This is a genomic window from Variovorax sp. LjRoot130, assembly GCF_964253755.1.
GTDB lineage: Bacteria > Pseudomonadota > Gammaproteobacteria > Burkholderiales > Burkholderiaceae_C > Variovorax.
In genome coordinates this window covers 1,171,612-1,197,138 of sequence record NZ_CAXURM020000001.1, presented here as the reverse complement: position 1 = coordinate 1,197,138, position 25,527 = coordinate 1,171,612, and the positions used below count along the sequence as shown (strand labels likewise).

Below are 25,527 nucleotides of genomic sequence, written 5' to 3'. Positions count from 1 at the left end.
CGCACCATGCCTCTGCTCGAAGTCGACAACCTTCACGTCCAGCTGCAGACACAGCGCGGTCCCGCCGAGGCGGTGCGCGGCATCGGCTTCACGCTGGAGCGCGGCGAGACGATGGGCATCGTCGGCGAATCGGGCTGCGGCAAGTCGATCACGGTGCAGTCGCTGATGGGGCTCCTGCCGGCCAGCGCCAAGGTCACGGGCAGCATCCGCTTCGACGGCAGCGAGCTCGTCGGCCTGCCCGAGCGTGCGATGTGCGAGATCCGCGGCAACCGCATCGGCATGATCTTCCAGGAGCCGATGACGGCACTGAACCCGGTCCACACCATCGCGCGCCAGGTCGGCGAGCCGCTCAGGCTGCACCGCGGGCTGTCGAACGCCGACGCGCGCAAGGAAGCGCTGGCGCTGCTCGAACGCGTCGGCATCCCCGATGCCGCATCGCGGCTCGATGCCTATCCGCACCAGTTCTCGGGCGGCCAGCGCCAGCGCATCGGCATCGCGATGGCGTTGGCCTGCGGCCCCGACCTGCTGATCGCCGACGAGCCGACGACCGCGCTCGACGTCACGATCCAGAAGCAGATCCTCGAGCTGATCCAGAGCCTGGTGGCCGAGCGCGGCATGGCGCTGATCCTGATCTCGCACGACCTGGGCGTGATCGCGCAGAACGTCTCGAAGATGCTCGTGATGTATGGCGGCAGCGTGGTCGAGAGCGGGCCGACCGCGGCCGTTTTTGCCGAACGTGCGCATCCCTACACGCAGGGCCTGTTCGCCGCGCGCCCCGCGCTCGGCGCACCGCGCGGCCTGAAGCTCGCGACCATCAAAGGCAGCGTGCCCGAGCTGGTCGACCTGCCGCCGGGCTGCCCCTTCGCGGGCCGTTGCCGCTTCACGATCGACGACTGCCATACGACGCGGCCGCCGGCCACGCAGATGCCGCACAACCACCAGGTGCGCTGCATTCGGCTCGAAGAGGTCGCTGCGCAAGAGGCCGGCGCATGACTACAGGCTTGCCACTCCTCGAAGTCAGCGACCTCGTTCGCCACTACGCGCTGCCGCGCGAAAAATTGCTCGGCCCGCGACCAACGGTCAAGGCCCTCAACGGCGTGAGCTTCAGCCTGCGCCCGGGACGGAGCCTGGGCATCGTCGGCGAATCGGGCTCGGGCAAATCGACCATCGCGCGTCTGGTGATGGCGCTCGACAAGCCCACTTCGGGCACCGTCAAGCTGCTCGGGCGCGACCTCCATGCGCTGCCCAAGGAAGAACTGCGCGCGGCGCGGCGCGACGTGCAGATGGTGTTCCAGGACCCCTACGGTTCGCTCGACCCGCGCCAGACCGTGGCCCGCATCGTCGCCGAGCCGCTCGAGGCGCTGGCCGAAACCAGTCGCGCCGAGCAGCGCGAGCGCGCCGCCGAATCGCTCGCCGCCGTCGGCCTGCGGGCCAGCGACCTCGGCAAATACCCGCACGAGTTCTCCGGCGGCCAGCGCCAGCGCATCGCGATCGCGCGGGCGCTGATCACGCGGCCCAAGCTGATCGTGGCCGACGAGCCGGTGAGCGCGCTCGACGTCTCGGTCCAGGCGCAGGTGCTGAACCTCATGCAGGACCTGCAGCAGCAGTTCGGCATCAGCTACCTGCTGATCAGCCACGACCTCGCGGTGGTCAACCACCTGTGCGACGAGGTCTGCGTGCTGCACCGCGGATTGGTGGTCGAGCGCGGCACGCCGCAGCGACTGTTCGCGCATGCGGAACACCCCTATACCCAAGCCTTGCTCGCTGCGGTACCACGCGCTGAGCCTGCGGCCAGGCCATAAGCAAATGCTTGCCGCCGGCGAGGCCGCTCGCGCATGATGTAACGATTGCTTTCTTCTTCTCAGTTTTTTCCTGGAGCCCTGACCATGTTGAAACGCCGCACCCTTCTGACCACCGCCGCACTGGCCACCGTGCCGCTCGCGCTGCCGCAAGCGGCGCTGGCGCAGGGCCGCAAGGATTCGATCGTGCTCGGCATGGCGCTGGAACCGCCGGGCCTGGACCCGACCGCGGGCGCCGCTGCCGCGATCGCCGAGATCGTGCAATACAACGTGCTGGAAACGCTGACCAAGATCAACGCCGACGGCAGCGTCACACCGCTCTTGGCCGAGAGCTGGGAGGTGTCGCCGGATCTGCGCACCTACACCTTCAAGCTGCGCCAGGGCGTCAAGTTCCAGAACGGCGAGCCCTTCAATGCGCAGACGGTCAAGTTCTCCTTCGACCGCGCCGGCGGCGAGAAGAGCACCAACAAGGACAAGCGCACCTTCGCCAACATGACGACGCAGGCGGTCGATGCCAACACCGTGGTGATCATCAACAAGGAGATCGACCCCGACCTCCTGTTCGTGCTGGGCCAGGCAACCGCCGTCATCGTCGAGCCCAAGAGCGCGGACACCAACGCCACCAAGCCGGTCGGCACGGGCCCCTACAAGCTCGACAGCTGGAGCAAGGGCTCTTCGCTGGCGCTGAGCAAGTGGGAGGGCTTCCGCAACCCCGGCACGGCGAAGATTCGCAAGGTCACCTTCCGCTTCATTTCCGATCCGGCCGCGCAGGCCGCATCGCTCCTGGCCGGCGACGTCGACGCCTTTCCGCGCGCGGCGACGCGCATCGTTCCGCAGTTCAAGAACAACCCGCAGTTCCAGGTGATCCTCGGCGGCTCGCGCGCCAAGACCATCCTGGCCTTCAACAACAAGAAGAAGCCGCTGGACGACGTGCGCGTGCGCCGCGCGATCTCGGCGGCCATCGACCGCAAGGCCGTCGTCGAAGGCGCCGCCGACGGCTTCGGCGTGCCGATCGGCAGCCACTACGTGCCGGGCGCCACCGGCTTCGTGGACACCACCGCCGTCAATCCCTTCAACATCGAGAAGGCCAAGGCCCTGCTCGCCGAAGCCGGCGTCAAGACGCCGCTCGAACTCACGATGACGCTGCCGCCCCCGCCCTATGCGCGCCAGGGTGGCGAGGTGATCGTCGCGCAGCTGGCCAAGATCGGCATCACCGTGAAGGTGCAGAACGTCGAATGGGCGCAGTGGTTGAGCGGCACCTACGGCAACAAGGACTACGACCTGACGATCATCTCGCACGTGGAGCCCTTCGATCTCGGCAACTACGCCAAGTCGGACTACTACTGGGGCTACCAGTCGAAGGAATTCAACGCGCTGTTCGACAAGATCAAGACCACGCCCAATCCGGCCGAGCGCGTCAAGCTGCTCGGCGACGCGCAGAAGCTGCTCGCCGCCGACGCGGCCAACGGCTTCCTGTTCCAGCCCCAGTTCCCGACCATCGCGAAGAAGGGCGTGAAAGGACTCTGGAAGGACATGCCGATCTTCGCCAACGATCTGTCGGCGCTGTCGTGGTCGTGAGGCGCCGGGCCGCCCCCAAGGCGAACGCCGCAGCGCGCAGCGCGGAGGCTGCCGAGTGAGCACCCGCCTGTACGACCTGTCCGCACAGGAACTCGCCACCGCCTACCGCGACGCCAGCCTCTCGCCGGTCGAAGTCACGCAAGCCGTGCTCGATCACATCGCGCGCTGGGAGCCCCATCTGCAGGCCACTTGGCTGCTGCGCCCCGAAGCCGCGCTCGAACAGGCGCGCGCTTCGGAAGCGCGCTGGCGGCGCGGCGAGCCGCTCGGCCCGCTCGACGGCGTACCGACGACGATCAAGGAGAACATCGCGACGCGCGGCGATCCGATGCCGGCCGGCACGGCTGCCGTCGAACTGCGTCCCGCCGCGGCCGATGCGCCGCCGGCCGCTCGCCTCAAGGAAGCCGGCGTGGTGATCGTGAGCAAGACCACCATGCCCGACTATGGGATGCTGTCCTCCGGCCTCTCGAGCTTCCACACGCTAGCACGCAACCCCTGGGACCTGCGCAAGACCCCGGGCGGATCGAGCGCCGGCGCAGGTGCCGCAGCGGCCGCAGGCTACGGCCCACTGCACATCGGCACCGACATCGGCGGCTCGCTCAGGCTGCCGGCCGGCTGGTGCGGCATCTTCACGCTCAAGCCCAGCCTGGGCCGGATCCCGATCGATCCGCCCTACATGGGCCGTGCGGCCGGCCCGATGACGCGCAGCGTTGCCGATGCCGCACTGATGATGCAAGCCCTGGCCCGGCCCGACGTGCGCGACAGCATGAGCCTGCCGGCGCAGGACATCGCGTGGTCCGAGTTCGATGTCGCTGCGGATCACCTGCGCGGCCTGCGCATCGGCCTTTTGCTCGATGCCGGCTGCGGCCTCGCGGTCGAGCCCGAGATCCGCGCGGCGGTCGAGCATGCGGCGCGCCTCTTCGAGCAGGCCGGCGCCATCGTCGAGCCGATGCAGCCCTTCATGTCGCAGGCCATGCTCGACGGCATGGACCACCTGTGGCGCATGCGCTCGCTGGTGGACATGAACGCGCTCCCGCCCGCGCAGCGCACGAAGGTCCTGCCCTACATCCGCGAATGGGCCGAGAGCGCAGCGGCCTTCAGCGGCGAACACGTGTTCCGCGCCTTCAGCCAGTTCCATGCGACGCGCGTCGCGGCGGTGGCGGCCTGCGCAAGCTTCGACTACGTGATCTCGCCCACCGCGCCGAACTCCCCGGCAGCCGCCGAACTGCCCTCGCCCACCAACGACCCGCTGCGGCCGCTCGAGCACATCGGCTTCACCGTGCCTTTCAACATGTCGGAGCAGCCGGCCGCGTCGATCAATTGCGGCTACACCAGCGAAGGCTTGCCGATCGGGTTGCAGATCGCGGGGCAGCGCTTCGACGATCTCGGCGTACTCAAGATCTCGCGTGCCTTCGAACTGATCCGCGAGCCGCAGCGGCCCTGGCCGGAACCGCCCGGCGCCTGAGCTTGGCGCTGCCGGCCCCGCACCTCAGACGAGGTGCGAAGCCAGCAGTTCACGCGCACGCGCGACGAAATCGGATTCGCCGCGCCGGGCCGGCAGGAAATGGAAGGCCACCCGCGGCAGCGCCGGCAGGCCATGCGGTGGCGGCAGGCGCGCCACGCCCTCGCACAGCGCCGATTCGTTGAGGCAGGCCACGCCCAATCCGGCCGCCAGTGCCGACTGCAGGCCGGCCACGCCCGAAGCCACGTGGGCCACCGCATAGGGCACGCGCCGCTTCTGCAGCAGTTGCACCGTGAACTGGTGCAGCGAGCAGGTGTCGGGCAAGACCAGCAGGCGCAGCGGCTCGCCGCGTGCGATGCGCAGGCCGGCCGCGCCCATCCACGCCAGCGACTCGCGGCACAGCACCGGCGCATCCGACCTGGCCGCGGCGCCCGGCGTGCCGGTGATGCGCATCGACAGGCCGACGTCGAAGTCGCCCTTCGCATACCCGGCCTCGATCGCGCCGCTCTTGAGGATGCTCACGTGCAAACGCACCTGCGGATAGCTCTCGCCGAGGCGGCTCAACAGCCGGGTCAGATCGCCCGGCCTGAAATAGTCGGTGACCGCAAGCCGCAGTTCGCCCTGCAGCGTCTCGCCGCGCATGTCCCTGAAGGCTTCGTCGGAGAGCGCCAGAAGCCGATGCGCATGCGCCAGCAAACGGATGCCCGCTGCCGTGGGCGCCACGCCGGCCTTGCTGCGCGTCAGCAGCGACTGGCCGGCGCGCTCCTCGAGCTTGCGCATCTGCTCGCTGACGGCGGACTGCGAGAGGAAGATCTGCGGCGCCGCTGCCGTGAGGCTGCCCGCTTCGGTGACAGCGACGAAGGTTCTCAGCTGCTCGAGGTCGAAGGTCTGCATTGGCTCTATCCATTCGTAAAACAGATGACAAGCATCATATCTTCCCGCTTTTCCGATGTCATCGATCTTTCCACAATGGCGGCACCAACCACCGAAAAGGAAAGAACCATGCCTCACATCGTCATTCATCTCTCCGGCCAGCCCGACGCCCAGCTCACCCGCCGCACCGTCGACACGGTGACCGAACTGACCCAGACCGTGCTCGGCAAGAAGCTGCCGGTGATCGCCGTCGCGGTGCAGTACATCGCAGATGACGCCTGGTTCGTAGGCGGCCGATCGCTGGCCGAGCTCGGCAAGTCGGCCTTCCACCTGGACATCAGCATCACGGACGAGACCAACACCAAGGCGGAGAAGGCCCGCTATTTGCGCGAGATCCACGCCGCGATGGCGGCGCTGCGCAAGAACCTGCACGAGGTGTCGTATGTGCACCTGATCGACGCGCGCGCCGCGGCCTACGGCTACGGTGGCCTCACACAGGAGTACAGGCACCAGCAGGCCGGGGTGTGAGAAGCCCCCCGGCTTGCCACTCCGTGTGCTTCGCCACCCCCCGAGGGGGAGGCGCGGCCCGCCTTGGGGCGGCCCGGCGGCGCCCGCGCGGCAAAATAGGCTTCATGCAAGACAGCCTCGGCAACCCGGTCAGCCTGACAGACGCCGCCAGCCTGCGCGCGGTCAACGACTTCGTCGAAGGCTTCATCGCCTGCGAGGCGCGCGCAGTCGACGTGCTGGCCGCCGCGCAGGACGAGAGCCCGATCGTGCAGGCCTATTGCGCAACGCTGCACCTGTTTGCCGAATCGCGGGACGCCGCCTCCAACGCGCGCCCCTTTCTCGAACGCGCGCGAGCCGGCGCAGCGCGCGCCAGCTCGCGCGAGCAGCGCTACATCGCGGCCGTCGCGGCGTGGGCGGATGGCGACATCGCCCGCGCGATCGCGCTGCACCAGGAGCAGGCGCGCGAACATCCGCGCGACCTGGCCTCGCTCAAGCTCGGCCAGTACCACTGCTTCAACACCGGCGACTGCCCCGGCATGCTGCGGCTCGCGCTGGCGGCGCTCCCCGCGGCCGCCGATGTGCCCTATCTGCACGGCATGGCTGCCTTCGGCTACGAGCAGTGCCACCTGATGCGCGAGGCCGAAGCCAGCGCGCGCCGCGCGATCGCGATGGAACGCAAGGAGCCCTGGGCGCACCATGCGCTCGGCCACGTCATGCTGACCGAGGGCCGGCTCGCCGAGGGCCTGGCCTTCATGCAGGAGGTGAGCGGCACCTGGGTCGGGCTCAACTCCTTCATGGTCACGCACAACTGGTGGCACGTGGCGCTGTTCCTGATCGACCTGGGCAGGGACGACGAGGCACTCGCCGTCTACGACCGGGAGGTGTGGGGTGTGGTCAAGGACTATTCGCAGGACCAGATCGGCGCGGTGTCGCTGCTCGCGCGCTTCGAGCTCGCGGGCATCGATGTGGGCGAACGCTGGCAGGACCTGGCCGCCTACCTCGCGCAGCGGCTCAACGACCACGTGCTGCCCTTCCTCGATCTGCAGTACCTCTACGGCCTGGCTCGCGCCGGACGGCCCGAGGCCGAGGCCTTGCTGCGCAACATCGAGGCCTACGCACCGCGTGCGCCGGCCTCGACGCGTGCCGCCTGGCAGCGCGTCTGCGTGCCCGCGGCGCATGGACTTCTTGCCCATGCGCGTGGCGACTTCGGGGCAACGATCGAATCGATGGGGCAGGCGCTCCCGCGCCTGATGGAGATCGGCGGCAGCCATGCGCAGCGCGACCTGTTCGAGCAGGTCTTCCTCGACGCGCTGATCCGCAGCGGCATCGAGGCCGCGATGGCCGGTGCCCAAGGCATCCTGCAGCAGCAGGTCAACGGGCAGCCGGAATCGCTGCGCCTGCGCCGGCAGGCCGATGCGGTCTACACCGCGCTGGGCTTGCGGGCGGCGGGCAGGTGGGCGCCGGCGGCGAAAGATCCCGCCTGAGCGCTATCCGCACGCGGGGTCACCCCGTCAGTGCGCGGTCCGGTCGTGCCACCAGCGGCTGTAGTCCTTGTCGGTCAGGAGCGTCCACAACGCCAGCACCAGGACCACGAGGCCGGTAATGACCGCCGTGAGCATGGCGTCGCCATGGGCGTTGAAGCCGAGCACCCAGGGGGACGCCATCAGCCAGAGCCCCAATGCCGCTTCGACCCACTCTTCCCAGGCCTGGGGGAGCAGCATGGCGCCGAAGGCTGCGGCGATGAGCGCCACGCCGACGATCACTGCGTTCGGCATGGCAGCAGCCTCGCCGGTGTAGCCCAGGATCCAGGGCGAAAGAGCCAACCAGACACCCAGCGCACCGTTGACCGGGTCTTGCCAATGCTTGAGTTGCATCATGGTCTGTACCTCCAGCCGGCAATAAGGCGCCGGCATCCGTTGGAGCCGCGCTTGGCAGCCGAGTTTCCGGCCTAGGGAGCTATGCCAAATAGCGCCGAAAGGAGCATCATTCATGCTGACGAACCCACGGTACGGGCTCATTGCGAGGCAGAGCGTGGCAAGGTTCAGAACGGTCTTCTGGCTCGGCGCGGCGCTCGCCGGGGTGGCTGCGCTCGTCGCATTCGCCGTGGACGAGCTCAAGACCTCGCGGCTGCAATCGGCGCTGTGGCACGACTACGCGCGCGACGCGCGCTTCAGCGTCGATGCCGGCGCCAGCGCCGCCATCCGTTTTCCCCATAGCGGACCCTACGACGAGCGCCTGGGCTACCGCCAGCTGCCCAACTACATCGAGCGCCTGCAGGCCCAGGGCTATGTGCTGACCCGCCAGGCACGCATGTCGCCGCGGCTGATCGAGCTGCACGAACGCGGGCTTTTCGGGCCTTACCGCGAGAAGAACCAGGCCGGCCTGACGGTGAGCGACTGCCGCGCCCAGACGCTGCTGCGCACGCGCGTGCCGCAGCGCGTGTACGAACGCTTCGAGGAGGTGCCGCCGCTCCTGGTCAATGCCCTGCTCTTCGTCGAGGATCGCCATCTGCTGGATGCCCAGCCGCCGCAGCGCAACCCCGCGATCGATCCGGAGCGCTTCGCGAAAGCCGCGCTCGAACAGATGCACCGGGCGCTCGACGTCACGCGCCCGGCCTCCGGCGGCAGCACGCTGGCCACGCAGATCGAGAAGTACCGCCATTCGCCTGGGGGTCGCACGGCCTCGGTCGGCGACAAGCTGCGCCAGATGGCATCGGCCTCGCTGCGTGCCTACCAGGACGGCGACGACACGCTGGCACGGCGCCGCCAGATCGTCGTCGACTACCTCGACACCGTGCCCCTGGCGGCACGCCCGGGATTCGGCGAAGTGCATGGCCTGGGCGATGGCCTGTGGACCTGGTACGGGCGCGAGTTCGGCGAAGTCAATCGTCTGCTGGCCGACACCGGCGGAGAGACGGCGCCCTCGGACGAGGCGCTGCGCCGCCAGGCCGTGGCGTTCAAGCAGGCGCTGTCGCTGATGATCGCGCAGCGTCGTCCCTCGCAGCATCTGCTCGGCAACGGCGAGGGCCTGACAGGGCTCACCGACAGCTACCTGCGGCTGATGGGCGATGCGGGCATCATCGCGCCCGCGCTGCGCGATGCCGCGCTGGCAGTCCCGCTGCAGCAGCAGGCCGAGTTGCCGGCGGCGCCGCGCCCGGACTTCGTGCAACGCAAGGCGGTGAACGCGTTGCGCACCCATGTGTCCACGCTGCTGGATGTGCCGCGCGCCTACGACCTCGAACGCCTCGACCTCGAAGCGGAAACCAGCCTCGACAACGAGGCCCAGGCGCTTGCCATCCACGCGCTGACCAGGCTGCGCACGCCCGCCGCGGCGAAGTCAGCAGGGCTCATCGGCGATCACCGGCTGGATCCGGGCGCGAATCTCAGCCCGCTGATCTACAGCTTCACGCTGTATGAGCGCGGCGCGCACGCGAACCTGCTGCGCGTTCAGGCCGACAACATCGATCAGCCCTTCGATGTGAACCAGGGCGCCCGGCTGGATCTCGGCTCGACGGCCAAGCTGCGCACGCTGGTCAGCTACCTCGAACTGGTCGCCGAGCTGCACGAACGCTGGGTCGGGCTCGACGCGCCCGCGCTCTCCGCGCTGAAGCCCAGCGATCGCGATCCGCTCGGCACGTGGGCACGGCAGTACCTTCTGCACGCCAAGGACCGCAGCCTTGCACCGATGCTGGAGGCTGCAATGCAGCGCCGCTACTCGGCGAGCGAAGGCGAGGCCTTCTTCACCGGCGGCGGCCTGCATCACTTCGAGAACTTCGATCGCACGCACGCCGCCGCTTCGATGACCGTGCAGGAAGCCTTCAATCATTCGGTCAACCTGGTATTCATCCGGTTAATGCGCGACATCGTCTACCACCGGATGTTCGGCGAAGCCACCGACGGCCAGCGCCTGCTGCAGGATCCGGCCGACCCGCGCCGCCGCGAGATGCTTGCGCGCTTCGCCGACAACGAGGGCTCGGCCTACCTCGCGCGCTTCCATCGCAAGTACAAGGGCAAGTCGGCGGCCGAGGCCGAAGCGCTGCTGCTGCGCGGCGTGCGGCCATCGGCGCCGCGCCTCGCGAGCGTGCTGTTCACGATCGAACCCGAAGCCGGCGATGCGCAGCTCGACGAACTGCTCGCGCGCAAGCTCGGCCGCGGTGCCGGCTCGCCGCGCGCGCTGCGTGCGCTGCGCAACACCTATGCCGGTTTGTCGCTCGCCGACCGCGGCTACGTGGCCCGCGTGCATCCGCTCGAGCTCTGGCTGGTCGGCTTCCTGCGGCAGCAGCCGGACGCGACGCTGGCCCAGGCGTTGGACGCCAGCGCGCGCGAGCGCCAGGAGGTCTATGCCTGGCTCTTCAAGACGCGCCACAAGAGCGCGCAGGACCGGCGCATCCGCGAGCTGCTCGAGCGCGACGCCTTCGCGCAGGTCCATCGCTCATGGCAGCGCCTGGGCTACCCCTTCGCGTCGTTGACGCCCTCGTACGCGAGCGCGATCGGCGCATCGGGCGACCGGCCCGCGGCGCTGGCGGAACTGATGGGCATCCTGGTCAACGACGGCGCGCGGCGGCCGGTGCAGCGCGTTGGCGCACTGCACTTCGCACGCGACACGCCCTACGAGAGCCGGCTCGAACAGCGTGGCCCGGCCGCCCTGCAGGTGCTGCCGCCCGAGGTGGCCGCGACGGCGCGGCGGGCGCTGTTCTCGGTGGTGCGCGAAGGCACGGCACGGCGCCTGAAGGGTGCGCTCGTGGGCGCAGACGGCCGCGCGATCGAGATCGGCGGCAAGACCGGCACCGGCGACCATCGCTACGAACTCAGGGGGCGCGGCGGCCAGGTGATCGCCGAGCGCAAGATCGGCCGCTCGGCCACCTTCGTCTTCATGATCGGCGATCGCTACTACGGCACGATCTTGGCGTACGTGCGCGAGCCCCACGCCGCGCGCTACCGCTTCACGAGCGCGCTGCCGGTCCAGTTGCTGAAGTCGTTCGGGCCGCAGTTGCTGCCGGTGCTCCAGCGCAATGGGTGCGGCGACAACGGGCGCTCATGACTTCTTGAGATGGCGGCTCTGGTCGTAGGTGGGCTGCGGCGGCAGATCGGCCAGGTGTCGCGTGTCGGCCCAGTCGACGATCTCGATCTGTTCCGGCGCCGCGGCGTCGGCCATGCGGATGCGGTTGAAGCCCGCATTGGGAATCTCGCTCTGGCGCGGCCCGTTCAAGCCCAGCCCGCGCGCGGTGCGCCAGACCATGTCGAGCACGCCGCCGTGCGTCACCACCAGCACCTTCTGTCCCGCATGGGCGCCGGCGATGCGGCTCAGCGCCTCGATGATGCGCGCGTGGAACTGGCGCGCCGACTCGCCTTCGGGCATGGCATGGTCTTCGCGGAACTGGAGCCAGTCTTCCCAGGCGCGCGGATGCAGGCTCTGGATCTCGTCGGCGCGCATGCCTTCGACGATGCCGAAGTGCTGCTCGCGCAACGCGGCCGAGGTGAGGATCTCGAGTTCGAGCTGGCGCGCGGCCGGCGCCGCCGTCTGCTGCGCGCGCATCAGGTCGCTGCTGATCAGGTGCTGCACCGGCTCGCCTGCGAGCCGCAGTCCGAGCCGCCGTGCCTGCTCATGGCCAAGGTCGTTGAGGGGGACGTCGACGTGGCCTTGAAAGCGGAGTTCGCGATTCCAGTCGGTTTCGCCGTGGCGGATCAGGATGATTTCGGTGGACATGGTCTGGCCTCTATTCTCCTCGCAGCAGATGTCAGCATGTAGGCAGCCGCTTCTTCGCGGAGAATCCACCGATGTCCCGTCTTGTCCTGTTGCCCGGCCTCGCCTGCGACGAGCGCCTCTGGGAGGCGCAGCTGCCTGCCCTGCCCGCCACGCTCGACGTGCATGTGAGCGACGCCCACATGCGCCACGAGCGCATCGAAACCATGGCCGAAGCCGTGCTGCGCGAGCATGCCGGCCCGCTGATCCTCTGTGGTGCCTCGATGGGCGGCATGATCGCGCTGGAGGCCGCGCGCCAGGCGCCCGAGCGCATCGCGGGGCTCGCGCTGCTCGGCACCAATGCGCGGCCGGAAACGCCGGACATGTACAAGCTGCGCGAATCGGCGATCGAGCTCTTCGAGCGTGGTGAGGCGCGCGACGTGATCGAATTCAACGCGGGCTTCGCCTTTCACCCGACGCAGGCCGGCGACAAGGCGCTGGTGCAGCGCTATGTCGAGCTCGTGCTCGATGCCGGCGCGCAGCAGTTGATTCGCCAGAACCGCGCGCTGATGCAGCGCCCCGATGCGCGCCCGCATCTGCCCTCCTTGCGCTGCCCCGTGCTCGTGGTCTGCGGCGACGGCGATCGCTTGACGCCGCCCGAATGCTCGCAGGAAATCGCGCAGACCGTGCCGCGGGCCGAACTCGTGTGGGTGGAGGAATGCGGGCACATGCTGACCATGGAAAAGCCCGCCTTCGTCAATGCCGCGCTGATTCCGTGGCTCGAGCGCCTGCTGTTGGCAAGAGCCTAGTTCAACTGCCCGCCCGTTTCGCGCACATCCTCGCGCACCGCGAGCGATGTGGCAACCGCGATGCGCAGCGCCGCGATCACGGTGTCGAGCGCCATGCTCGGTGCGCCCGGAAAACGCGCCGCCTGCTCCGGCAGATAGGGGGTGTGGATGAAGCCACCGCGCATGCCCGGCACCGGCCGCGTCGCGATGCGATGCATGAGGCCGAAGAACAGGTGGTTGCAGACGAAGGTACCGGCCGTGTTCGAGACCGCGGCCGGGATGCCTACAGCGCGCAGATCGCGCACCATGGCCTTGATCGGCAGGCTCGAGAAATAGGCGACCGGCGCACCCGCCACCACGGGCTCGTCGATCGGCTGACAGCCCGCGTTGTCGCAGATGCGGCCATCGTCGATGTTGATCGCGACGCGCTCGGGCGTGATCTCGCTGCGGCCACCGGCCTGGCCGATGGCGAGCACCAGTTGCGGCCGCAGTTCGTCGATGGCGGCATCGAGCTCGGTGAGCGCCGCGCCGAACACGCAGGAGATGCGGCGCGCATGCACCACGGCGCTTTCGCAGCACCAACCGTCGAGCGCGCGCACCGCCTCCCACGAAGGATTGAGAGCTTCCTTGTCGAATGGCTCGAAGCCGGTCAGCAGCACGTTCACGGCGCGCGACGAAATCAGACCGTGGCAGCGACCGCAATGCCCTCGGTCGCGAGGCGCTCGCGGATGCGCTTCGCAAACTCCAGCGCATGCGCGCCGTCGCCATGCAGGCAAACCGTCTGCGCATTGACGTCGACCACCGTGCCGTCGATGGCGGTCACCTTGTGATCGCGCACCAGGGAGAGCGTCTGCGCCAGCGATTGCTCTTCGTCCTCGATCAGGGCGCCGGGCCGGCTGCGCGGCACCAGGCTGCCGTCGGGCATGTAGCCGCGGTCGGCGAACACTTCCTCCACCGGCTTCAGGCCGGCGCGCTCGGCGGCGCTGATCATGCCGCTGCCCGCGAGTCCGAAGAAGCGCAGGCCGGGGTCGAAGCGCCGCACCGCTTCGCAGATCGCCTCGGCCAGCACCGGGTCCTTCACCGCCTGGTTGTAGAGCGCACCATGCGGCTTGACGTGCGCCAGCGTGCCGCCTTCGGCCTTGACGATCGCCGCCAGCGCGCCGACCTGGTAGAGCACGCCGGCAACGATTTCTTCGGGCGGCAGCTGCATTTCGCTGCGGCCGAAGTTCTCGCGGTCGGGGAAGCTGGGGTGCGCGCCGATGGCCACGCCGTTGGCGATGGCCCAGCGCACGCACTGGCGCATGGTCTTGGCATCGCCCGCATGCCAGCCGCAGGCGATGTTGGCCGAGCTCACGAGGCGAAGCAGCGCTTCGTCGTTGTCGCAGCCTTCGCCGAGGTCGGCGTTGAGGTCAATCTGCATGGTCATGCCTCCCGCAGAGCCGCCTCAGGGGGCAGCGAATACACGAAGTGATGAGCCTGGGGGTTCATAGGCTTCCTTGGGGGAATTTTGCGCTGTCGTGCGCCAGCCTGCAGACGCCAGGGCTTGCGCCACCTGCGCCAGGTAGCGCTGCTGATCGGCCCAGGCTTCCAGCGCCGCTGCAGCATCGACCGGCGCGAGCCGCAGCCGGCCGTTGAGCGGCGCCCGCGCGAGCTTCCAGAGGTCGGCCCGGATGACGACGCCGATGCGCGGATAGCCACCGGTGGTCTGCGCATCGCCCATCAGGATGATCGGCTGCCCCGAGGGCGGCACCTGGATCGTGCCGGGGATCACCGCCGAGGACAGCATGTCGGCGCTGCGCTTACGCTTGAGCTCGGGGCCTTCGAGCCGGTTGCCCATGCGGTTGCTCTGCGACGTGGTGCGCCAGGGCTCACGCCACAGCAGTTCGCGCGAGGCCACGGTGAACTGCTCGAACTCGGGGCCGGGCATGACGCGCAGCACCAGCGCGCCGTCGTCGTCGTGCTCCCACTCGGGCGCGCGCAAACCGAAGGCGCGGCGCGCCATCTGTGGCGCATCCAGGGCCGGCACGCCCAGGGGCAACCGGTCGTTCTTCTTCAGCGCCCGGCCCAGATGGCCGCCGAAGCCGGCCTTCAAGTCGGTGCTGCGCGAGCCGAGGACCGGCTGCACATCGATGCCGCCCGCCACCGCCAGCCAGCTGCGCAGCCCTTCCTTGGAACTCCACTGGTTGGCACCACCCAGCTTGAGCACCTGGCCCGCCGCCACCGGAACGCTCCAGCAGGGCCACAGCGGCGCACCGTCGAGCCGGGCGCCGAAGTCATCGCCGGCCAGGGCGATGCGGGTGGGCGATTCGAACCGGATTTCGCAGCCGCCCATCGTGAGCTCCAGGCCGGCCGCGCCGTCGGCATTGCCGACCAGCCGGTTGGCCAGCGTGAGGGCCAGCGCATCGAGCGCGCCGCCCGGACAGATGCCCTGCTGGCGATGGCCGTAGCGGCCCAGGTCCTGCACCGAGGCCAGCATGCCGGGGCGCAGGATCGTCAGGAAGGCGCTCGACATCACGCGTCGAGGCTTTCCACGAGGAAGCGCACGCGGTCGCCAGGGCGCAGCAGGGTCGGCTCCTCCGCGCGCGGGTCGAAGAGCTCGAGCGAGGTCCGCCCGATCAGTTGCCAGCCGCCCGGCGACACCAGCGGATAGATGCCGGTCTGCTCGCCGCCGATGCCGACCGAGCGGGCCGGCACCGCGACGCGGGGTTCGGCACGCCGCGGCGTCGCCAGTTCGGGCGGCAGCCCGCCCAGGAACGCGAAGCCCGGCAGGAAGCCGAGCAGGTAGACGATGTATTCGCCGGCACTGTGGCGCCGCACGACCTCGGCCGGCGTCAGACCGGTGTGCGCAGCCACGTCGGCGAGGTCAGGGCCGGCCTCGCCGCCATAGGCGACCGGAATCTCGATCTCGCGCCCCTGGATCGAGGTCGCGGCCAGTTGCGGCCACGCGGAAAGCACCTGCATCTCGAGCTCGGCAGCATCGATCTGCTCCGGGTCGAACAGCAGGCTCAGGTTGTTCATGCCGGGCAGGACTTCGTGGACGCCGCGCCACTGCAGCGCTTCGGTCGCCAATGCCCAGATCAGTTGCTGCTGTGCCAGCGTCGCCGGTGCGGGGAGTTCGCACAGCAGTGCGGCGTCACCCAGCGCATGGAGACGGGGCGGCGTCATTCGCGGCCGAGGCTCCGCACCTTGGCCATCAGGCTGTCCTGGACGTTGGGCGAAACGAACTTGTCGACCTCGCCGCCAAGCATCGCGATCTCGCGCACGAAGGTGCTCGAAATGAACTGGTACTTGTCGCTGGGCGTCAGGAACACTGTTTCCACATCCGGCATCAGCGAACGGTTCATGCCGGCGAGCTGGAACTCATAGTCGAAGTCGGTCACCGCGCGCAGGCCGCGCACCATGGCCTTGCCGCCCCGCGCGACGACGAAATCGCGCAGGAGTCCCGAAAAGCTTTCCACGGTGACCTGGTCGCTGTACGGCTGAACCGCCGTGCGCGCCATGTCCATGCGTTCCTGCAGCGTGAACAAGGCCTTCTTGTGATGGCCGGCCGCCACCGCGACGATGACCTTGGAAAACAGCTGGGTCGCTCGGCGCACCACGTCTTCATGACCGAGCGTCATGGGGTCGAAGGTGCCGGGGTATACCGCGATCACGTTGCTGGACATGGTGGCTTCCTCCTCATGCAGTTGATGCGGCCTGATCCGGCGGATTATGCAGTGCTGTCAGTCGCAAGTATCAGGAGATGCGCATGCACCGCGCCGGCCTTGAGATAGCGATAGGCCGCGAGCCCCAGCGCGGCCAGTTCCTCGTCGCTCCAGCGACGAGCGGCTTCGAGATAGATCACGCCCCCTGGCTGCAGGGCACGCGCGGCGGCGCGCAGCGCGGGCTCGTACAGCGCCGCGTTCTCGAAGGGCGGATCGAGGAAGACCGCATGTGCGCTGCCGGCCGGCGCGCGTTCCAGCGCGGTGACACCGTTGCCGCGCTCGATGCGCACCGCTTCGGCCGCCAGCTTGGTCTTCAATGTCTGCAATTGCGCCACCAGCGTCGCGTCCTGCTCGCACAGCAGCACCGAAGCGGCGCCGCGCGATGCGGCTTCGAGGCCCAGTGCGCCGGTGCCGGCGAAGGCGTCGATGCAATGCCAGCCCGGCAGCTCGCCGCCGCCGGCGCCCGCCAGGCTCGCAAGCCAGTTGAACAGCGTCTCGCGCACGCGATCGGGCGTTGGGCGAAGGCCGGGCTTGTCGGCCACGGCAAGGCGCGTGCGCCGCCATTGGCCGCCGATGATGCGGATGGCGCGGGGCGCCTTCGCGAGCTTGGGCGATGCAGGGGGTGTGGTTCGGGCTATGGCTTTCACGCGCACAGCTTAACGTCAGCCACGCATGAGCTCTTGCCCCTCAAGGCTTGCCGCCTACCACCACCGTCACCATCCGCTCGGGCTGCAGCTTGCGCGCGAATGCGGCCTTGATGTCGGCCGCGGTGACCGCGTTCATGCGCGCGGTCCAGGTGTCGAGATAGTCGAGCGGCAGATCGTTCCACGCGATGTTGGACACGTTGCCGAGCAGCTTGCGGTTGCTGTCGAGCAGCAGCGGGAAACCGCCGATCAGGTTGTCCTTGGCAGCCTTGAGTTCGACCGCGGTCGGTCCCTCGGCAACGAACTTCGCGAGCACCTCGCGCGCGACCTTCACCGCTTCCGCGGCCTGGTCGGGGCGGGTCTGGAAGCCGATGCGGAAGGCGCCCGCGTGCAGCCCCGGCGAGAAGCTGCTGTAGACGCTGTAGGCCAGGCCGCGCTTCTCGCGCACCTCCTCGGTCAGGCGCGAAACGAAGCCGCCGCCGCCGAGGACGTAGTTGCCGAGCGTGAGCGCGAAATGGTCCGGGTCGCTGCGCGGGTAGCCGGGCTGGCCGATCCACACGTGCGCCTGCGCCGAATCGAAAGGCAGGCGTTCGTCCTTCGCCGCAGCGAGCGCGGCAACCTGCGGCACGGGCGGCAACGCGGTGCAGCCGCCGGGCTCGGTCGCCATGGGCAGGCGCGACAACAGCGTGGTTGCGATAGCCTCCGCCTGCGCGCGCGTGACCGCGCCCACGATGCTGAGCTTGGCGCGGCAAGGCAGGATGAGCTGCTCGTAGCGCTGGCGCATCGTGGCGACGTCGATCTGCGCCAACGTGGCCTCGGTCGTGTCCTGGCCATAGGGATGCGTGCCGTAGACCGCCTGCGAGAAGGCGCGGCCGGCGATGGTCGCGGGTTTGGTGTTGGCTTCGCGGATCGACGCATTGAGCCGTTCGCGCTCGCGCTTCCACACGTCTTCGGGAAAGGCCGGTTCGCCGATTTCGCGCGAGGCCAATCGCACCGCCTTGTCGAGCAATGCTGGCTGGGACAGCGTGCGCAGCGAGAAGCTCATGCGGTCGGAGCCTGCGCTGGCATCGAAGTTCGCGCCCAGATCGGCCCAGGCTTCGCCGAGCGCGTTCTCGTCCATCGCCGCGTCATAGGCCCCCAAGCTCGGCACTGACGTGTCCTCGCTGCCCCCCGAGGGGGCTGTCCCGCTTTGGGGCGGCCCGGCAGCGGGACGCCCGCTCGCGCGAATGCCCTTCTCGACCATGCCGGCCGTCACGCCCGCCAGGCCGGCCTGCGCGGGCGGATCGCGCCGGCTGCCGGCGTCGAAATCGATCTGCACATCGACGATCGGCAAGGCGTTGGTGGCGGCGAGATAAATCTTCGCGCCGTTGGGCAGCGCCCAATGCTCGATCGGGATGGCGGCCTGGGCGGAGGCGCCGAAGAGGACCGATGCGCCCGCCAGCACGGCGCTCAGCAGAGTCTTGTTCTTGAGAGACAGCATGAAGCGGAACCCTTTCAGCGCAGCTCGCCGGCCGGCGCTGCAAAGCCGCGCGGGCGGCGATTCGTCTCGGGCGGCAGCGGCCGCAATGCGGCGGCGGTCAGCTGTTCGTCGCCGAAGTACTTGGCAGCCACCGCCTGCACCTGCTCGGCAGTGACGGCCTGCAGCCGCGCGATGATGCGTGCGCTGGCGTCGAGCGGCAGGCCCTGAATCCAGTTGCTGCCGAGTTCGCGCGCCTGCGACATCACCGAATCGAGCTTGTAGGTTTCGCTCGCTACCCACTGGGTCTTGACGCGCGCCAGCTCGGCCGCGCCGATGCCCTCGCGCGCGATCAGCGCCACCTGCGCGCGCAGCGCGGCCTCGACCGCTTCCGCGCTCTTGCCCGCGGCCGGCACGCCGTCGAGCACGAAAAGTTGCGGGCCGCGGCCGACGAAGCCCGCGTACGCGCCGGCCGAATCGGCCACGCGGTCCGGACCTTGCGTCAGCGCGCGGTCGAGCCGCGCACCGGGGTAGCCGTCGAGCACCGCGGACAGCACCACCAGCGCATAGGAATCGCTCGCACCGTCGAACTGGTCGGTGGCCGGTATCTGCGGCACGCGGAAGGCGAGCGAGACGTAGGCCTGCTCGGCCGGCGCCTTGAACTCGATGCGGCGGATACCGCGTTGCGCGGGTTCGATGCGGGGCTTGCGCTCGGGCACCGCGCGGCTCGGAATGCGGCCGTAGTACTTCTCGGCCATGGCGCGCACTTTCTCGACGTCGACATCGCCCGCCACCACCACGGCCGCGTTGGCCGGCACGTACCAGCGCTGGAAGAAGGCGCGCGCATCGGCCGGCGTCATTGCATCGAGATCGCTCATCCAGCCGACGATGGGCCGGTGGTAGGGCGAGGCGATGAAGACGGCGGCGTTCTGCTGCTCGCCGAGCAGGGCGCGCGGCTGGTCGTCGGTGCGCAAGCGGCGCTCTTCCTTGACGACCTCGATCTCGCGCTTGAACTCGTCGTCCGGCCACTGGCTGTTCGCGAAGCGGTCGGACTCCAGCTTCATCACCTGCTCCAGCCTGTCGGCCGGGATCTGCTGGTAGTAGCCGGTGTAGTCGCGCGTGGTGAAGGCGTTCTCGCGCCCGCCGAGCGCGGCGACGCGGCGCGAGAACTCGCCGGCCTTCAGTTCTTTGGTGCCCTTGAACATCATGTGTTCGAGCACGTGCGCCACGCCCGAGGTGCCGTCGACCTCGTCGATCGAGCCGACACGCACCCAGAGCATCTGCACCGCGGTCGGCGCGCGCCGGTCGGGCTTGACGATCAGGGTCATGCCGTTGGCGAGGGTGAACTGTCGGGCTTGGGCAGGGACGGAGGCGGCCGGCAGGGTTTGCTGCGCAAGTGCAGGCAGGATCGGCAGCGCGAACAGCACCGAGGCCAGCACCGCACCAGACGCAGCGCGGCGTGGCGAGGGGTGTTTCATAGAATGGCTCGGATTGTAAAAACCCCCCAATGTTCAGTTTCTTCAAGAAAAAAACGCCGGCCGAGAGCCCTGCCCTGGCACCTGCGGCTTCGCCGGCCCCACCGCCTGCCGAGCCGCCGCCCCCCGCCAAGTCGGTCTTTTCGCCCTCGAGCTGGTTTGGCGGCAAGCCGTCTGCCGACGAGCCGCCGCCAGCCCCTGCTGCCGCGCCCGCACCACCGCCCATCGAAACGCCCCCAGCCGAGGCCGAGCAGCGCAGCGGCTGGCTCGGCAAGCTCAAGACCGGCCTGCGCAAGACCGGCAACAGCATCACCGCGGCCTTCGTCAATGCGCAGATCGACGACGCGCTCTACGAGGAGCTCGAAGCCGCGCTGCTGATGGCCGACACCGGCGTCAAGGCCACCGAGCACCTGCTCGAGGATCTGCGCCGCCGCGTCAAGAGCAGCATGGCGACCGAGGCCTCGCAGGTCAAGCTGCTCCTGGCCGACGCCATCGCGGACCTGCTGCGCCCGCTGGAAAAATCGCTGGTGATCGGCGAGCACACGCCGACCGTGATCATGGTGGCCGGCGTCAACGGCGCCGGCAAGACCACCTCGATCGGCAAGCTCACCAAGCACCTGGCCAACGAGGGCGCTTCCGTGCTGCTGGCCGCGGCCGACACCTTTCGGGCGGCGGCGCGCGAGCAGCTGCTGGTCTGGGCCGACCGCAACACGGTCGAGATCGTGAGCCAGGAAGGCGGCGACCCGGCGGCCGTGAGCTTCGATGCGGTCAATGCCGGCAAGGCGCGCGGCAAGGATGTGGTGCTGGTCGACACCGCCGGCCGGCTGCCGACGCAGCTGCACCTGATGGACGAGCTGAAGAAGATCAAGCGCGTCGTCAACCGGGCCGACGCGAGCGCGCCGCACGAGGTGCTGCTGGTGATCGACGGCAACACCGGGCAGAACGCGCTGGCCCAGGTCAAGGCTTTCGACGAGACGCTGGGCCTGACGGGCCTCGTCATCACCAAGCTGGACGGCACGGCCAAGGGCGGCGTGCTGTGCGCCATCGCCCGGGAGCGGCCGATTCCGGTCTATTTCATCGGCGTCGGCGAGAAGCTGGAGGACCTGGAGACCTTCAAGGCGCGCGAATTTGCCCAGGCCCTGATGGGCTAGCGTCCGCGGCCCTGCTTCTGGCATTATCTTTCGGGGCCGCAGAGCCCGCCAGGAGACTGCCATGCACATCGCCGACACGCCCTTGGCCGGCACCGACCGCAAGGTCGACCGCCTGCTTGCCCACTACGGCGAAAGCCACCAGAACCCGACCAACGAGGCGATCCACATGGTCGCCATTCCCGCGATCATGTTCAGCATCGTCGGCCTGCTGTTCGCGCTGCACCCCTGGGTGGCCTACGCCTTCGTCGCGGCCAGCCTGGTCTACTACGCGACGCTGCGCTCGCCGGCCTTCCTGGCCACGATGCTGATCGGCACGGTGCTGCTGCTGGCCGTGGTGCATGCGATGGGAGACCTTGTGTTGCCGGTTTCCGCCGTCATCTTCGTCGTGGCGTGGATCTTCCAGTTCATCGGCCACAAGATCGAAGGCAAGAAGCCGTCCTTCTTCGAGGACATCCAGTACCTCTGGGTCGGCCCCTTGTTCGTGCTGTCGCGCCTCTTCTTGCGGCTCGGCCTGCGCTGGTAGACGGGAAACCTTTCCCGGTCACCCGGATCAGACACCGTCCCATCCAAATGAGGACGGCGTTGGAATAGGCTGTGCCTATCAACCCCATTGGAAATGGGTGGGAACCCTAAGCTTAGCACTCCCTCAAACCGAGTGCTAATATGCCCGCCAACGAAGGAGTTCCCCCCAATGACAACACTGTCCGGAGCGTCTGCCAACCAGCTTGCCGTCGCCAATCCGTGGTCGATGGTGCCTCCGCTGGGTAACCTGGACGCTTACATTTCGGCAGCCAACCGCTTGCCCTTGCTCACGCTCGAGGAAGAGCAGGGTTTCGCGCGCCGTTTGCGCGACCACAACGATCTCGAAGCTGCGGGCGCGTTGATCCTCTCGCACCTGCGCCTCGTGGTTTCGATCTCCCGCCAGTACCTGGGCTATGGGCTGCCCCACGGCGACCTGATCCAGGAAGGCAACGTCGGCCTGATGAAGGCCGTGAAGCGTTTCGACCCCGATCAGGGCGTGCGGCTGGTCAGCTACGCAATGCACTGGATCAAGGCCGAGATTCACGAGTACATCCTGAAGAACTGGCGCATGGTCAAGGTCGCGACGACCAAGGCTCAGCGCAAGCTGTTCTTCAACCTGCGCTCGATGAAGCAGAGCTTCAAGGCCGATTCGGCCGCTGGCGACGGCGACACGCACCGCGACACCTTGAGCGCGGACGAAGTCTCGCAAATGGCGACCCGCCTGAACGTGAAGCCCGAAGAAGTGCTGGAGATGGAAACGCGCCTGTCCGGCGGCGACGTGCTGCTCGATCCGAGCCCCTCGGACGACGGTGACGACGGTTTCGGCCCCATCGCCTACCTGGCCGACGCCACGCAGGAGCCCACCGCCCAGCTCGAATCGCGGCAACGCGACCGCCTGTCGACCGACGGCATCTCGACCGCGCTGCAAGCGCTGGACGAGCGCAGCCGCCGCATCGTGGAAGAGCGCTGGCTCAAGGTCAACGACGACGGCTCGGGCGGCATGACGCTGCACGACCTGGCCGCGGTGTACGGCGTGAGCGCCGAGCGCATTCGCCAGATCGAGGTGGCGGCCATGAAGAAGATGAAGAAGGCGCTGGCAGACTTCGCCTGAGGTGCTCTTCGATCCCGATCAAGCCCGGCCGTCGCCGGGCTTTTTCATTGCTTCGACAGCGTCCGGTCAGGACTTGAGCAGCGCCTTCACGTCCGACACCATCGCCGGCACGCCCGCGCCGTAGCGCGCATAGAGTCGCAGCCGGCCCTCGGTGTCGTAGACGAAGCTGGCCGCCGAGTGGTCCATGGAGTAGCTGGTCGGCGTCTTGCCTTCGACCTTCTTGTAGTAGGCCTTGAAGTCCTTCGCCAATGCCGGCAGCTGCTCGGGCGTGGGAATCAGCGCGACGAAGGCCGGATCGAAGGCGCCCATGTAGGCCTTCATCACCGCGGGCGTGTCGCGCTCCGGATCGACCGTGACGAACAGCACCTGCAGCTTGTCGCTGTCGGCGCCCAGCTGCTGCTTGACCTGTGCCATCTCGCTCATGGTCGTCGGACAGACGTCGGGGCATTGCGCATAGCCGAAGAACAGCACCACGACCTTGCCCTTGAAGTCGGCCAGGGTGCGCAGCTTGCCGTCGGCATCGGTCAGCGAGAAGCCCTTGGCGTAGTCGGCGCCCGTGATGTCCACGGCATTGAAGCTGGGCTTTTTCTCCGAGCATGCCGCGAGGTTCAACCCCGCCGCCGCCGCGAGGCCGGTCCAGGCCATCAACCGAAGTGCATGCCGCTTGTTCATGAGTTCGTTCATCGCAGGTAGTGGTCGATCAGCAGCGCTGCGAACAGCACGCTCAGATGGATCAGTGAAAAACGGAAGGTCTTGCGCGCCAGCGCGTCGGAGTAGTTGCGCCACAGCGCGAAGGCGTAGCCGGTAAAGCCGATGCTCACCCCGATGGCGACCGCCAGGTACAGCCATCCGCTCATGCCGTAGATGAAGGGCATCAGGCAGGCGGCGAAGAGGATGAAGGTATAGAGCAGCACCTGCAGCCGCGTGAACTCGTTGCCGTGCGTCACCGGCAGCATCGGCAGGCCGGCCTTGCGATAGTCCTCGACGCGGTACAGCGCGAGCGCCCAGAAATGCGGCGGCGTCCACAGGAAGATGATGAGGAAGAGGATCAGCGCCTCGGGCCCGACCTCGCCCGTCATCGCAGCCCAACCCAGCACCGGCGGCATCGCGCCGGAAGCGCCGCCGATCACGATGTTCTGCGGCGTCAGCGGCTTGAGGATCACGGTGTAGACCACGGCATAGCCGACGAAGGTCGCGAAGGTCAGCCACATCGTGAGCGGGTTCACCGCAAACCACAGCACGGCCGAGCCGGCAGCGCACAGCGCGGCCGAGAACACCAGCGCCTGCCGGTCGCTCAGCTGGCCGCGTGCGGTGGGCCGCCAGGCCGTGCGCTTCATCTTCGCATCGATGCCCTTCTCGACCAGGCAGTTGAAGGCCGCCGCCGCGCCGGCCACCAGCCAGATGCCGATGCAGGCCAGCGCGCCGCGCTGCAAATCGGCCAGGCCGGGCACGCCGGGCACTGCGAGCACCATGCCGATGAGTGCGCAGAACACGATCAGCTGCACGACGCGCGGCTTGGTCAGCGCATAGAACTGGCGCAGGACGCTGGCGGTGCTCGGGCTGTGGATCGATGCAGGCGTGGTCATGCGACCTCCATCTTGCCGCGGGGGGCGCGAGTGCCAGCCGGCACGGCTGCGCGCTCGGCCCGGCATTCGCACAGCGCCCAGGTCAGCACCACCGCGAGCGCAGCGGCGCCACCGGTATGAAGAACGGCCGCCACCAGCGGCCATCCGAGCAGCACGTTGCCGAGGCCGGTCGCGAGCTGCAACAGCGCCAGGCCGGCCAGCCATTTCGCCTGCGCGCGCAGCGGCGCGATGCGACGCAGCTGCCAGACAAGCACGCCGAGCGCGACGAACACCAGGTAGGCCATCAGCCGATGAACGTAGTGAATGGCAGTCAGCGCTGCGAAGTCGATCGGCGTGCCGTTGGCCGACTCGCCAAGCGAGCGCCAGATCTGGAAGCCCTGCGTGAAGTTCATGGGCGGCCACCAGCTGTTCTGGCAGATCGGGAACTGGGTGCAAGCGAGCACCGCGTAGTTGGTGCTGACCCAGCCGCCGAGCGCGATCTGCAGCACGAGCAACGCGGTCACGGCGATCAACAGCTTGCGCAGCATCGGCGGCACGGCCGTGGGCAGCCGTTCCGCCGCCGCCTGCCGGTAGCGCACGGCTTGGATGCACAGCAGCGCCAGCAGCACGACGGCGCCCAGCAGGTGGAGCGTGACGATGGCGGGATAGAGCTTCCAGGTCACGGTCAATGCACCGAAGGCGCCCTGCAGACAAACCCAGACCAGGGTCGCGGCCGGCCACCAGGCACTGAGCGGCCGTTCGCGCGCATGCTGCGCGTCGTGCCGCTGGCGCCAGCGCGCGCGCCAGGTGGCGACGGCCAGCGCGAGGATCAGCACGCCGACGCCGGTGGCCAGGTAGCGATGGACCATTTCCACCCATGCCTTGCTGTGTGTCACCGGGCCGGTCGGCTGCGCGGCCTCGGCCATCGCGATGTCGTGGCTGGCGCCGAATGGGCTGGCATTGCCGTAGCAACCGGGCCAGTCGGGGCAGCCCAGGCCCGAATCGGTGAGCCGCGTGAAGGCACCGAACAGCGTGAGATCGAAGGTCAGGAAGAGCGTGAGCACGGTCAAGGCGTAGAGCCGCCGGGCCGGGCCGGCACCGGTGTTGCGCCGCCAGACCCAGGCGAGCGGACCGAGGGCGAGCAGCACCCCGACGCCCATGAGCCAGGCGATCGGCGTGAGGTCGTAGAGCGAGCTCGTTTCCATGATGATCG

Annotated in this window: 25 protein-coding genes; 11 read left to right on the top strand and 14 right to left on the bottom strand. The window is 68.7% G+C overall.

Features of this window, described 5'->3' with window-relative positions; all coding sequences use genetic code 11:
* Nucleotides 1–6 precede the first annotated feature (6 nt).
* From ACSQ86_RS06005 to ACSQ86_RS05990, 4 genes are all read left to right on the top strand, one after another.
* Nucleotides 7–993 carry an ABC transporter ATP-binding protein gene (locus ACSQ86_RS06005; RefSeq protein ID WP_436302994.1) on the top strand — a complete coding sequence of 329 codons (987 nt, stop codon included), beginning with the start codon at nt 7–9 and terminating at the stop codon, nt 991–993.
* Nucleotides 990–1,802, top strand: coding sequence for an ATP-binding cassette domain-containing protein (locus ACSQ86_RS06000; RefSeq protein ID WP_436302993.1), 813 nt, complete (start codon nt 990–992; stop codon nt 1,800–1,802). The genes ACSQ86_RS06005 and ACSQ86_RS06000 overlap by 4 nt, the downstream gene beginning before the upstream one ends.
* An 84-nt stretch (nt 1,803–1,886) precedes the next feature.
* Nucleotides 1,887–3,377, top strand: a complete 1,491-nt coding sequence (locus tag ACSQ86_RS05995; protein ID WP_436302991.1) for an ABC transporter substrate-binding protein — start codon at nt 1,887–1,889, stop codon at nt 3,375–3,377.
* A 55-nt stretch (nt 3,378–3,432) separates the two neighbouring features.
* Entirely contained in the window at nt 3,433–4,839 is a 1,407-nt protein-coding gene (locus tag ACSQ86_RS05990) for an amidase (protein WP_436302990.1), read from the top strand.
* 24 nt (nt 4,840–4,863) lie between these two features.
* On the opposite strand, the gene ACSQ86_RS05985 is transcribed toward ACSQ86_RS05990, so the two are convergent.
* Nucleotides 4,864–5,730 (bottom strand): LysR family transcriptional regulator, encoded by an 867-nt coding sequence (locus ACSQ86_RS05985; RefSeq protein WP_436293916.1) that lies wholly within the window; start codon nt 5,728–5,730, stop codon nt 4,864–4,866.
* Between the two features lie 108 nt (nt 5,731–5,838).
* Between ACSQ86_RS05985 and ACSQ86_RS05980 the strand changes: the two genes are divergently transcribed.
* Both ACSQ86_RS05980 and ACSQ86_RS05975 read left to right on the top strand, forming a co-directional pair.
* Complete coding sequence (locus tag ACSQ86_RS05980) at nt 5,839–6,237, top strand: tautomerase family protein (protein WP_093109041.1); 399 nt, start codon at nt 5,839–5,841, stop codon at nt 6,235–6,237.
* A 104-nt stretch (nt 6,238–6,341) separates the two neighbouring features.
* The gene (locus tag ACSQ86_RS05975) at nt 6,342–7,700 is read left to right on the top strand and encodes a tetratricopeptide repeat protein (RefSeq protein ID WP_436302988.1); all 1,359 of its coding nucleotides are present in this window, start codon (nt 6,342–6,344) and stop codon (nt 7,698–7,700) included.
* A 27-nt stretch (nt 7,701–7,727) separates the two neighbouring features.
* On the opposite strand, the gene ACSQ86_RS05970 is transcribed toward ACSQ86_RS05975, so the two are convergent.
* A complete protein-coding gene (locus ACSQ86_RS05970; protein WP_093109043.1) occupies nt 7,728–8,093 on the bottom strand; it encodes an SPW repeat protein in 366 nt (121 codons plus the stop codon).
* 112 nt (nt 8,094–8,205) lie between these two features.
* Between ACSQ86_RS05970 and ACSQ86_RS05965 the strand changes: the two genes are divergently transcribed.
* A complete protein-coding gene (locus ACSQ86_RS05965) occupies nt 8,206–11,256 on the top strand; it encodes a transglycosylase domain-containing protein (RefSeq protein ID WP_436308615.1) in 3,051 nt (1,016 codons plus the stop codon).
* On the opposite strand, the gene ACSQ86_RS05960 is transcribed toward ACSQ86_RS05965, so the two are convergent.
* Nucleotides 11,251–11,922, bottom strand: coding sequence for a histidine phosphatase family protein (locus tag ACSQ86_RS05960; protein ID WP_436308614.1), 672 nt, complete (start codon nt 11,920–11,922; stop codon nt 11,251–11,253). The genes ACSQ86_RS05965 and ACSQ86_RS05960 overlap by 6 nt on opposite strands.
* A gap of 71 nt (nt 11,923–11,993) precedes the next feature.
* Here ACSQ86_RS05960 and ACSQ86_RS05955 point away from each other — a divergent pair, with 71 nt between their 5' ends.
* Entirely contained in the window at nt 11,994–12,707 is a 714-nt protein-coding gene (locus ACSQ86_RS05955; RefSeq protein ID WP_436302985.1) for an alpha/beta fold hydrolase, read from the top strand.
* Here the strand turns inward: ACSQ86_RS05955 and pcp are convergent.
* The 8 genes from pcp to ACSQ86_RS05915 are packed head-to-tail and all read right to left on the bottom strand — an operon-like array spanning nt 12,704 to nt 19,968.
* Entirely contained in the window at nt 12,704–13,345 is a 642-nt protein-coding gene (gene pcp / locus ACSQ86_RS05950) for a pyroglutamyl-peptidase I (RefSeq protein WP_093109091.1), read from the bottom strand. The genes ACSQ86_RS05955 and pcp overlap by 4 nt on opposite strands.
* Nucleotides 13,346–13,365: 20 nt before the next feature.
* Complete coding sequence (gene pxpA, locus ACSQ86_RS05945; protein WP_093109092.1) at nt 13,366–14,106, bottom strand: 5-oxoprolinase subunit PxpA; 741 nt, start codon at nt 14,104–14,106, stop codon at nt 13,366–13,368.
* A gap of 24 nt (nt 14,107–14,130) precedes the next feature.
* Nucleotides 14,131–15,198, bottom strand: coding sequence for a biotin-dependent carboxyltransferase family protein (locus ACSQ86_RS05940; RefSeq protein WP_436302984.1), 1,068 nt, complete (start codon nt 15,196–15,198; stop codon nt 14,131–14,133).
* Entirely contained in the window at nt 15,198–15,851 is a 654-nt protein-coding gene (gene pxpB, locus ACSQ86_RS05935; RefSeq protein WP_436302983.1) for a 5-oxoprolinase subunit PxpB, read from the bottom strand. The genes ACSQ86_RS05940 and pxpB overlap by 1 nt, the downstream gene beginning before the upstream one ends.
* Nucleotides 15,848–16,351: a pantetheine-phosphate adenylyltransferase gene (coaD, locus tag ACSQ86_RS05930; protein WP_093109048.1), complete on the bottom strand. Its 504-nt coding sequence runs from the start codon at nt 16,349–16,351 to the stop codon at nt 15,848–15,850. Before coaD ends, pxpB begins: the two co-directional genes overlap by 4 nt.
* Nucleotides 16,352–16,395: 44 nt before the next feature.
* The gene (locus ACSQ86_RS05925; RefSeq protein WP_436302982.1) at nt 16,396–17,037 is read right to left on the bottom strand and encodes an RsmD family RNA methyltransferase; all 642 of its coding nucleotides are present in this window, start codon (nt 17,035–17,037) and stop codon (nt 16,396–16,398) included.
* A 40-nt stretch (nt 17,038–17,077) separates the two neighbouring features.
* On the bottom strand, nt 17,078–18,514 hold the full coding sequence (locus tag ACSQ86_RS05920; protein WP_436308613.1) for a M16 family metallopeptidase: 1,437 nt from the start codon (nt 18,512–18,514) through the stop codon (nt 17,078–17,080).
* Nucleotides 18,515–18,528: 14 nt separating this feature from the next.
* Entirely contained in the window at nt 18,529–19,968 is a 1,440-nt protein-coding gene (locus tag ACSQ86_RS05915) for a M16 family metallopeptidase (protein WP_436302980.1), read from the bottom strand.
* 29 nt (nt 19,969–19,997) lie between these two features.
* Between ACSQ86_RS05915 and ftsY the strand changes: the two genes are divergently transcribed.
* From ftsY to rpoH, 3 genes are all read left to right on the top strand, one after another.
* On the top strand, nt 19,998–21,116 hold the full coding sequence (gene ftsY, locus ACSQ86_RS05910) for a signal recognition particle-docking protein FtsY (RefSeq protein WP_436302979.1): 1,119 nt from the start codon (nt 19,998–20,000) through the stop codon (nt 21,114–21,116).
* A gap of 61 nt (nt 21,117–21,177) precedes the next feature.
* Entirely contained in the window at nt 21,178–21,639 is a 462-nt protein-coding gene (locus ACSQ86_RS05905; RefSeq protein WP_436302978.1) for a DUF962 domain-containing protein, read from the top strand.
* A gap of 168 nt (nt 21,640–21,807) precedes the next feature.
* Nucleotides 21,808–22,749, top strand: coding sequence for an RNA polymerase sigma factor RpoH (gene rpoH, locus ACSQ86_RS05900; RefSeq protein WP_093109053.1), 942 nt, complete (start codon nt 21,808–21,810; stop codon nt 22,747–22,749).
* Nucleotides 22,750–22,815: 66 nt separating this feature from the next.
* Here rpoH and ACSQ86_RS05895 read toward each other — a convergent pair whose 3' ends face one another.
* The 3 genes from ACSQ86_RS05895 to ACSQ86_RS05885 are packed head-to-tail and all read right to left on the bottom strand — an operon-like array spanning nt 22,816 to nt 25,522.
* A complete protein-coding gene (locus tag ACSQ86_RS05895; RefSeq protein WP_436306261.1) occupies nt 22,816–23,421 on the bottom strand; it encodes an SCO family protein in 606 nt (201 codons plus the stop codon).
* Between the two features lie 8 nt (nt 23,422–23,429).
* On the bottom strand, nt 23,430–24,335 hold the full coding sequence (gene cyoE, locus ACSQ86_RS05890; RefSeq protein WP_436302976.1) for a heme o synthase: 906 nt from the start codon (nt 24,333–24,335) through the stop codon (nt 23,430–23,432).
* Entirely contained in the window at nt 24,332–25,522 is a 1,191-nt protein-coding gene (locus tag ACSQ86_RS05885; protein ID WP_436310258.1) for a COX15/CtaA family protein, read from the bottom strand. The genes cyoE and ACSQ86_RS05885 overlap by 4 nt, the downstream gene beginning before the upstream one ends.
* Between the last annotated feature and the right edge of the window lie 5 nt (nt 25,523–25,527).

What these genes read in the sequence shown, in the direction of transcription:
- ACSQ86_RS06005 (WP_436302994.1), top strand. Translation starts at nt 7, where the DNA reads ATGCCTCTGCTCGAAGTCGACAACCTTCACGTCCAGCTGCAGACACAG.
- ACSQ86_RS06000 (WP_436302993.1), top strand. Translation starts at nt 990, where the DNA reads ATGACTACAGGCTTGCCACTCCTCGAAGTCAGCGACCTCGTTCGCCAC.
- ACSQ86_RS05995 (WP_436302991.1), top strand. Translation starts at nt 1,887, where the DNA reads ATGTTGAAACGCCGCACCCTTCTGACCACCGCCGCACTGGCCACCGTG.
- ACSQ86_RS05985 (WP_436293916.1), bottom strand. Translation starts at nt 5,730, where the DNA reads ATGCAGACCTTCGACCTCGAGCAGCTGAGAACCTTCGTCGCTGTCACC.
- ACSQ86_RS05980 (WP_093109041.1), top strand. Translation starts at nt 5,839, where the DNA reads ATGCCTCACATCGTCATTCATCTCTCCGGCCAGCCCGACGCCCAGCTC.
- ACSQ86_RS05975 (WP_436302988.1), top strand. Translation starts at nt 6,342, where the DNA reads ATGCAAGACAGCCTCGGCAACCCGGTCAGCCTGACAGACGCCGCCAGC.
- ACSQ86_RS05970 (WP_093109043.1), bottom strand. Translation starts at nt 8,093, where the DNA reads ATGATGCAACTCAAGCATTGGCAAGACCCGGTCAACGGTGCGCTGGGT.
- ACSQ86_RS05965 (WP_436308615.1), top strand. Translation starts at nt 8,206, where the DNA reads ATGCTGACGAACCCACGGTACGGGCTCATTGCGAGGCAGAGCGTGGCA.
- ACSQ86_RS05960 (WP_436308614.1), bottom strand. Translation starts at nt 11,922, where the DNA reads ATGTCCACCGAAATCATCCTGATCCGCCACGGCGAAACCGACTGGAAT.
- ACSQ86_RS05955 (WP_436302985.1), top strand. Translation starts at nt 11,994, where the DNA reads ATGTCCCGTCTTGTCCTGTTGCCCGGCCTCGCCTGCGACGAGCGCCTC.
- pxpA (WP_093109092.1), bottom strand. Translation starts at nt 14,106, where the DNA reads ATGCAGATTGACCTCAACGCCGACCTCGGCGAAGGCTGCGACAACGAC.
- ACSQ86_RS05940 (WP_436302984.1), bottom strand. Translation starts at nt 15,198, where the DNA reads ATGTCGAGCGCCTTCCTGACGATCCTGCGCCCCGGCATGCTGGCCTCG.
- pxpB (WP_436302983.1), bottom strand. Translation starts at nt 15,851, where the DNA reads ATGACGCCGCCCCGTCTCCATGCGCTGGGTGACGCCGCACTGCTGTGC.
- coaD (WP_093109048.1), bottom strand. Translation starts at nt 16,351, where the DNA reads ATGTCCAGCAACGTGATCGCGGTATACCCCGGCACCTTCGACCCCATG.
- ACSQ86_RS05920 (WP_436308613.1), bottom strand. Translation starts at nt 18,514, where the DNA reads ATGCTGTCTCTCAAGAACAAGACTCTGCTGAGCGCCGTGCTGGCGGGC.
- ACSQ86_RS05915 (WP_436302980.1), bottom strand. Translation starts at nt 19,968, where the DNA reads ATGAAACACCCCTCGCCACGCCGCGCTGCGTCTGGTGCGGTGCTGGCC.
- ftsY (WP_436302979.1), top strand. Translation starts at nt 19,998, where the DNA reads ATGTTCAGTTTCTTCAAGAAAAAAACGCCGGCCGAGAGCCCTGCCCTG.
- ACSQ86_RS05905 (WP_436302978.1), top strand. Translation starts at nt 21,178, where the DNA reads ATGCACATCGCCGACACGCCCTTGGCCGGCACCGACCGCAAGGTCGAC.
- rpoH (WP_093109053.1), top strand. Translation starts at nt 21,808, where the DNA reads ATGACAACACTGTCCGGAGCGTCTGCCAACCAGCTTGCCGTCGCCAAT.
- ACSQ86_RS05895 (WP_436306261.1), bottom strand. Translation starts at nt 23,421, where the DNA reads ATGAACAAGCGGCATGCACTTCGGTTGATGGCCTGGACCGGCCTCGCG.
- cyoE (WP_436302976.1), bottom strand. Translation starts at nt 24,335, where the DNA reads ATGACCACGCCTGCATCGATCCACAGCCCGAGCACCGCCAGCGTCCTG.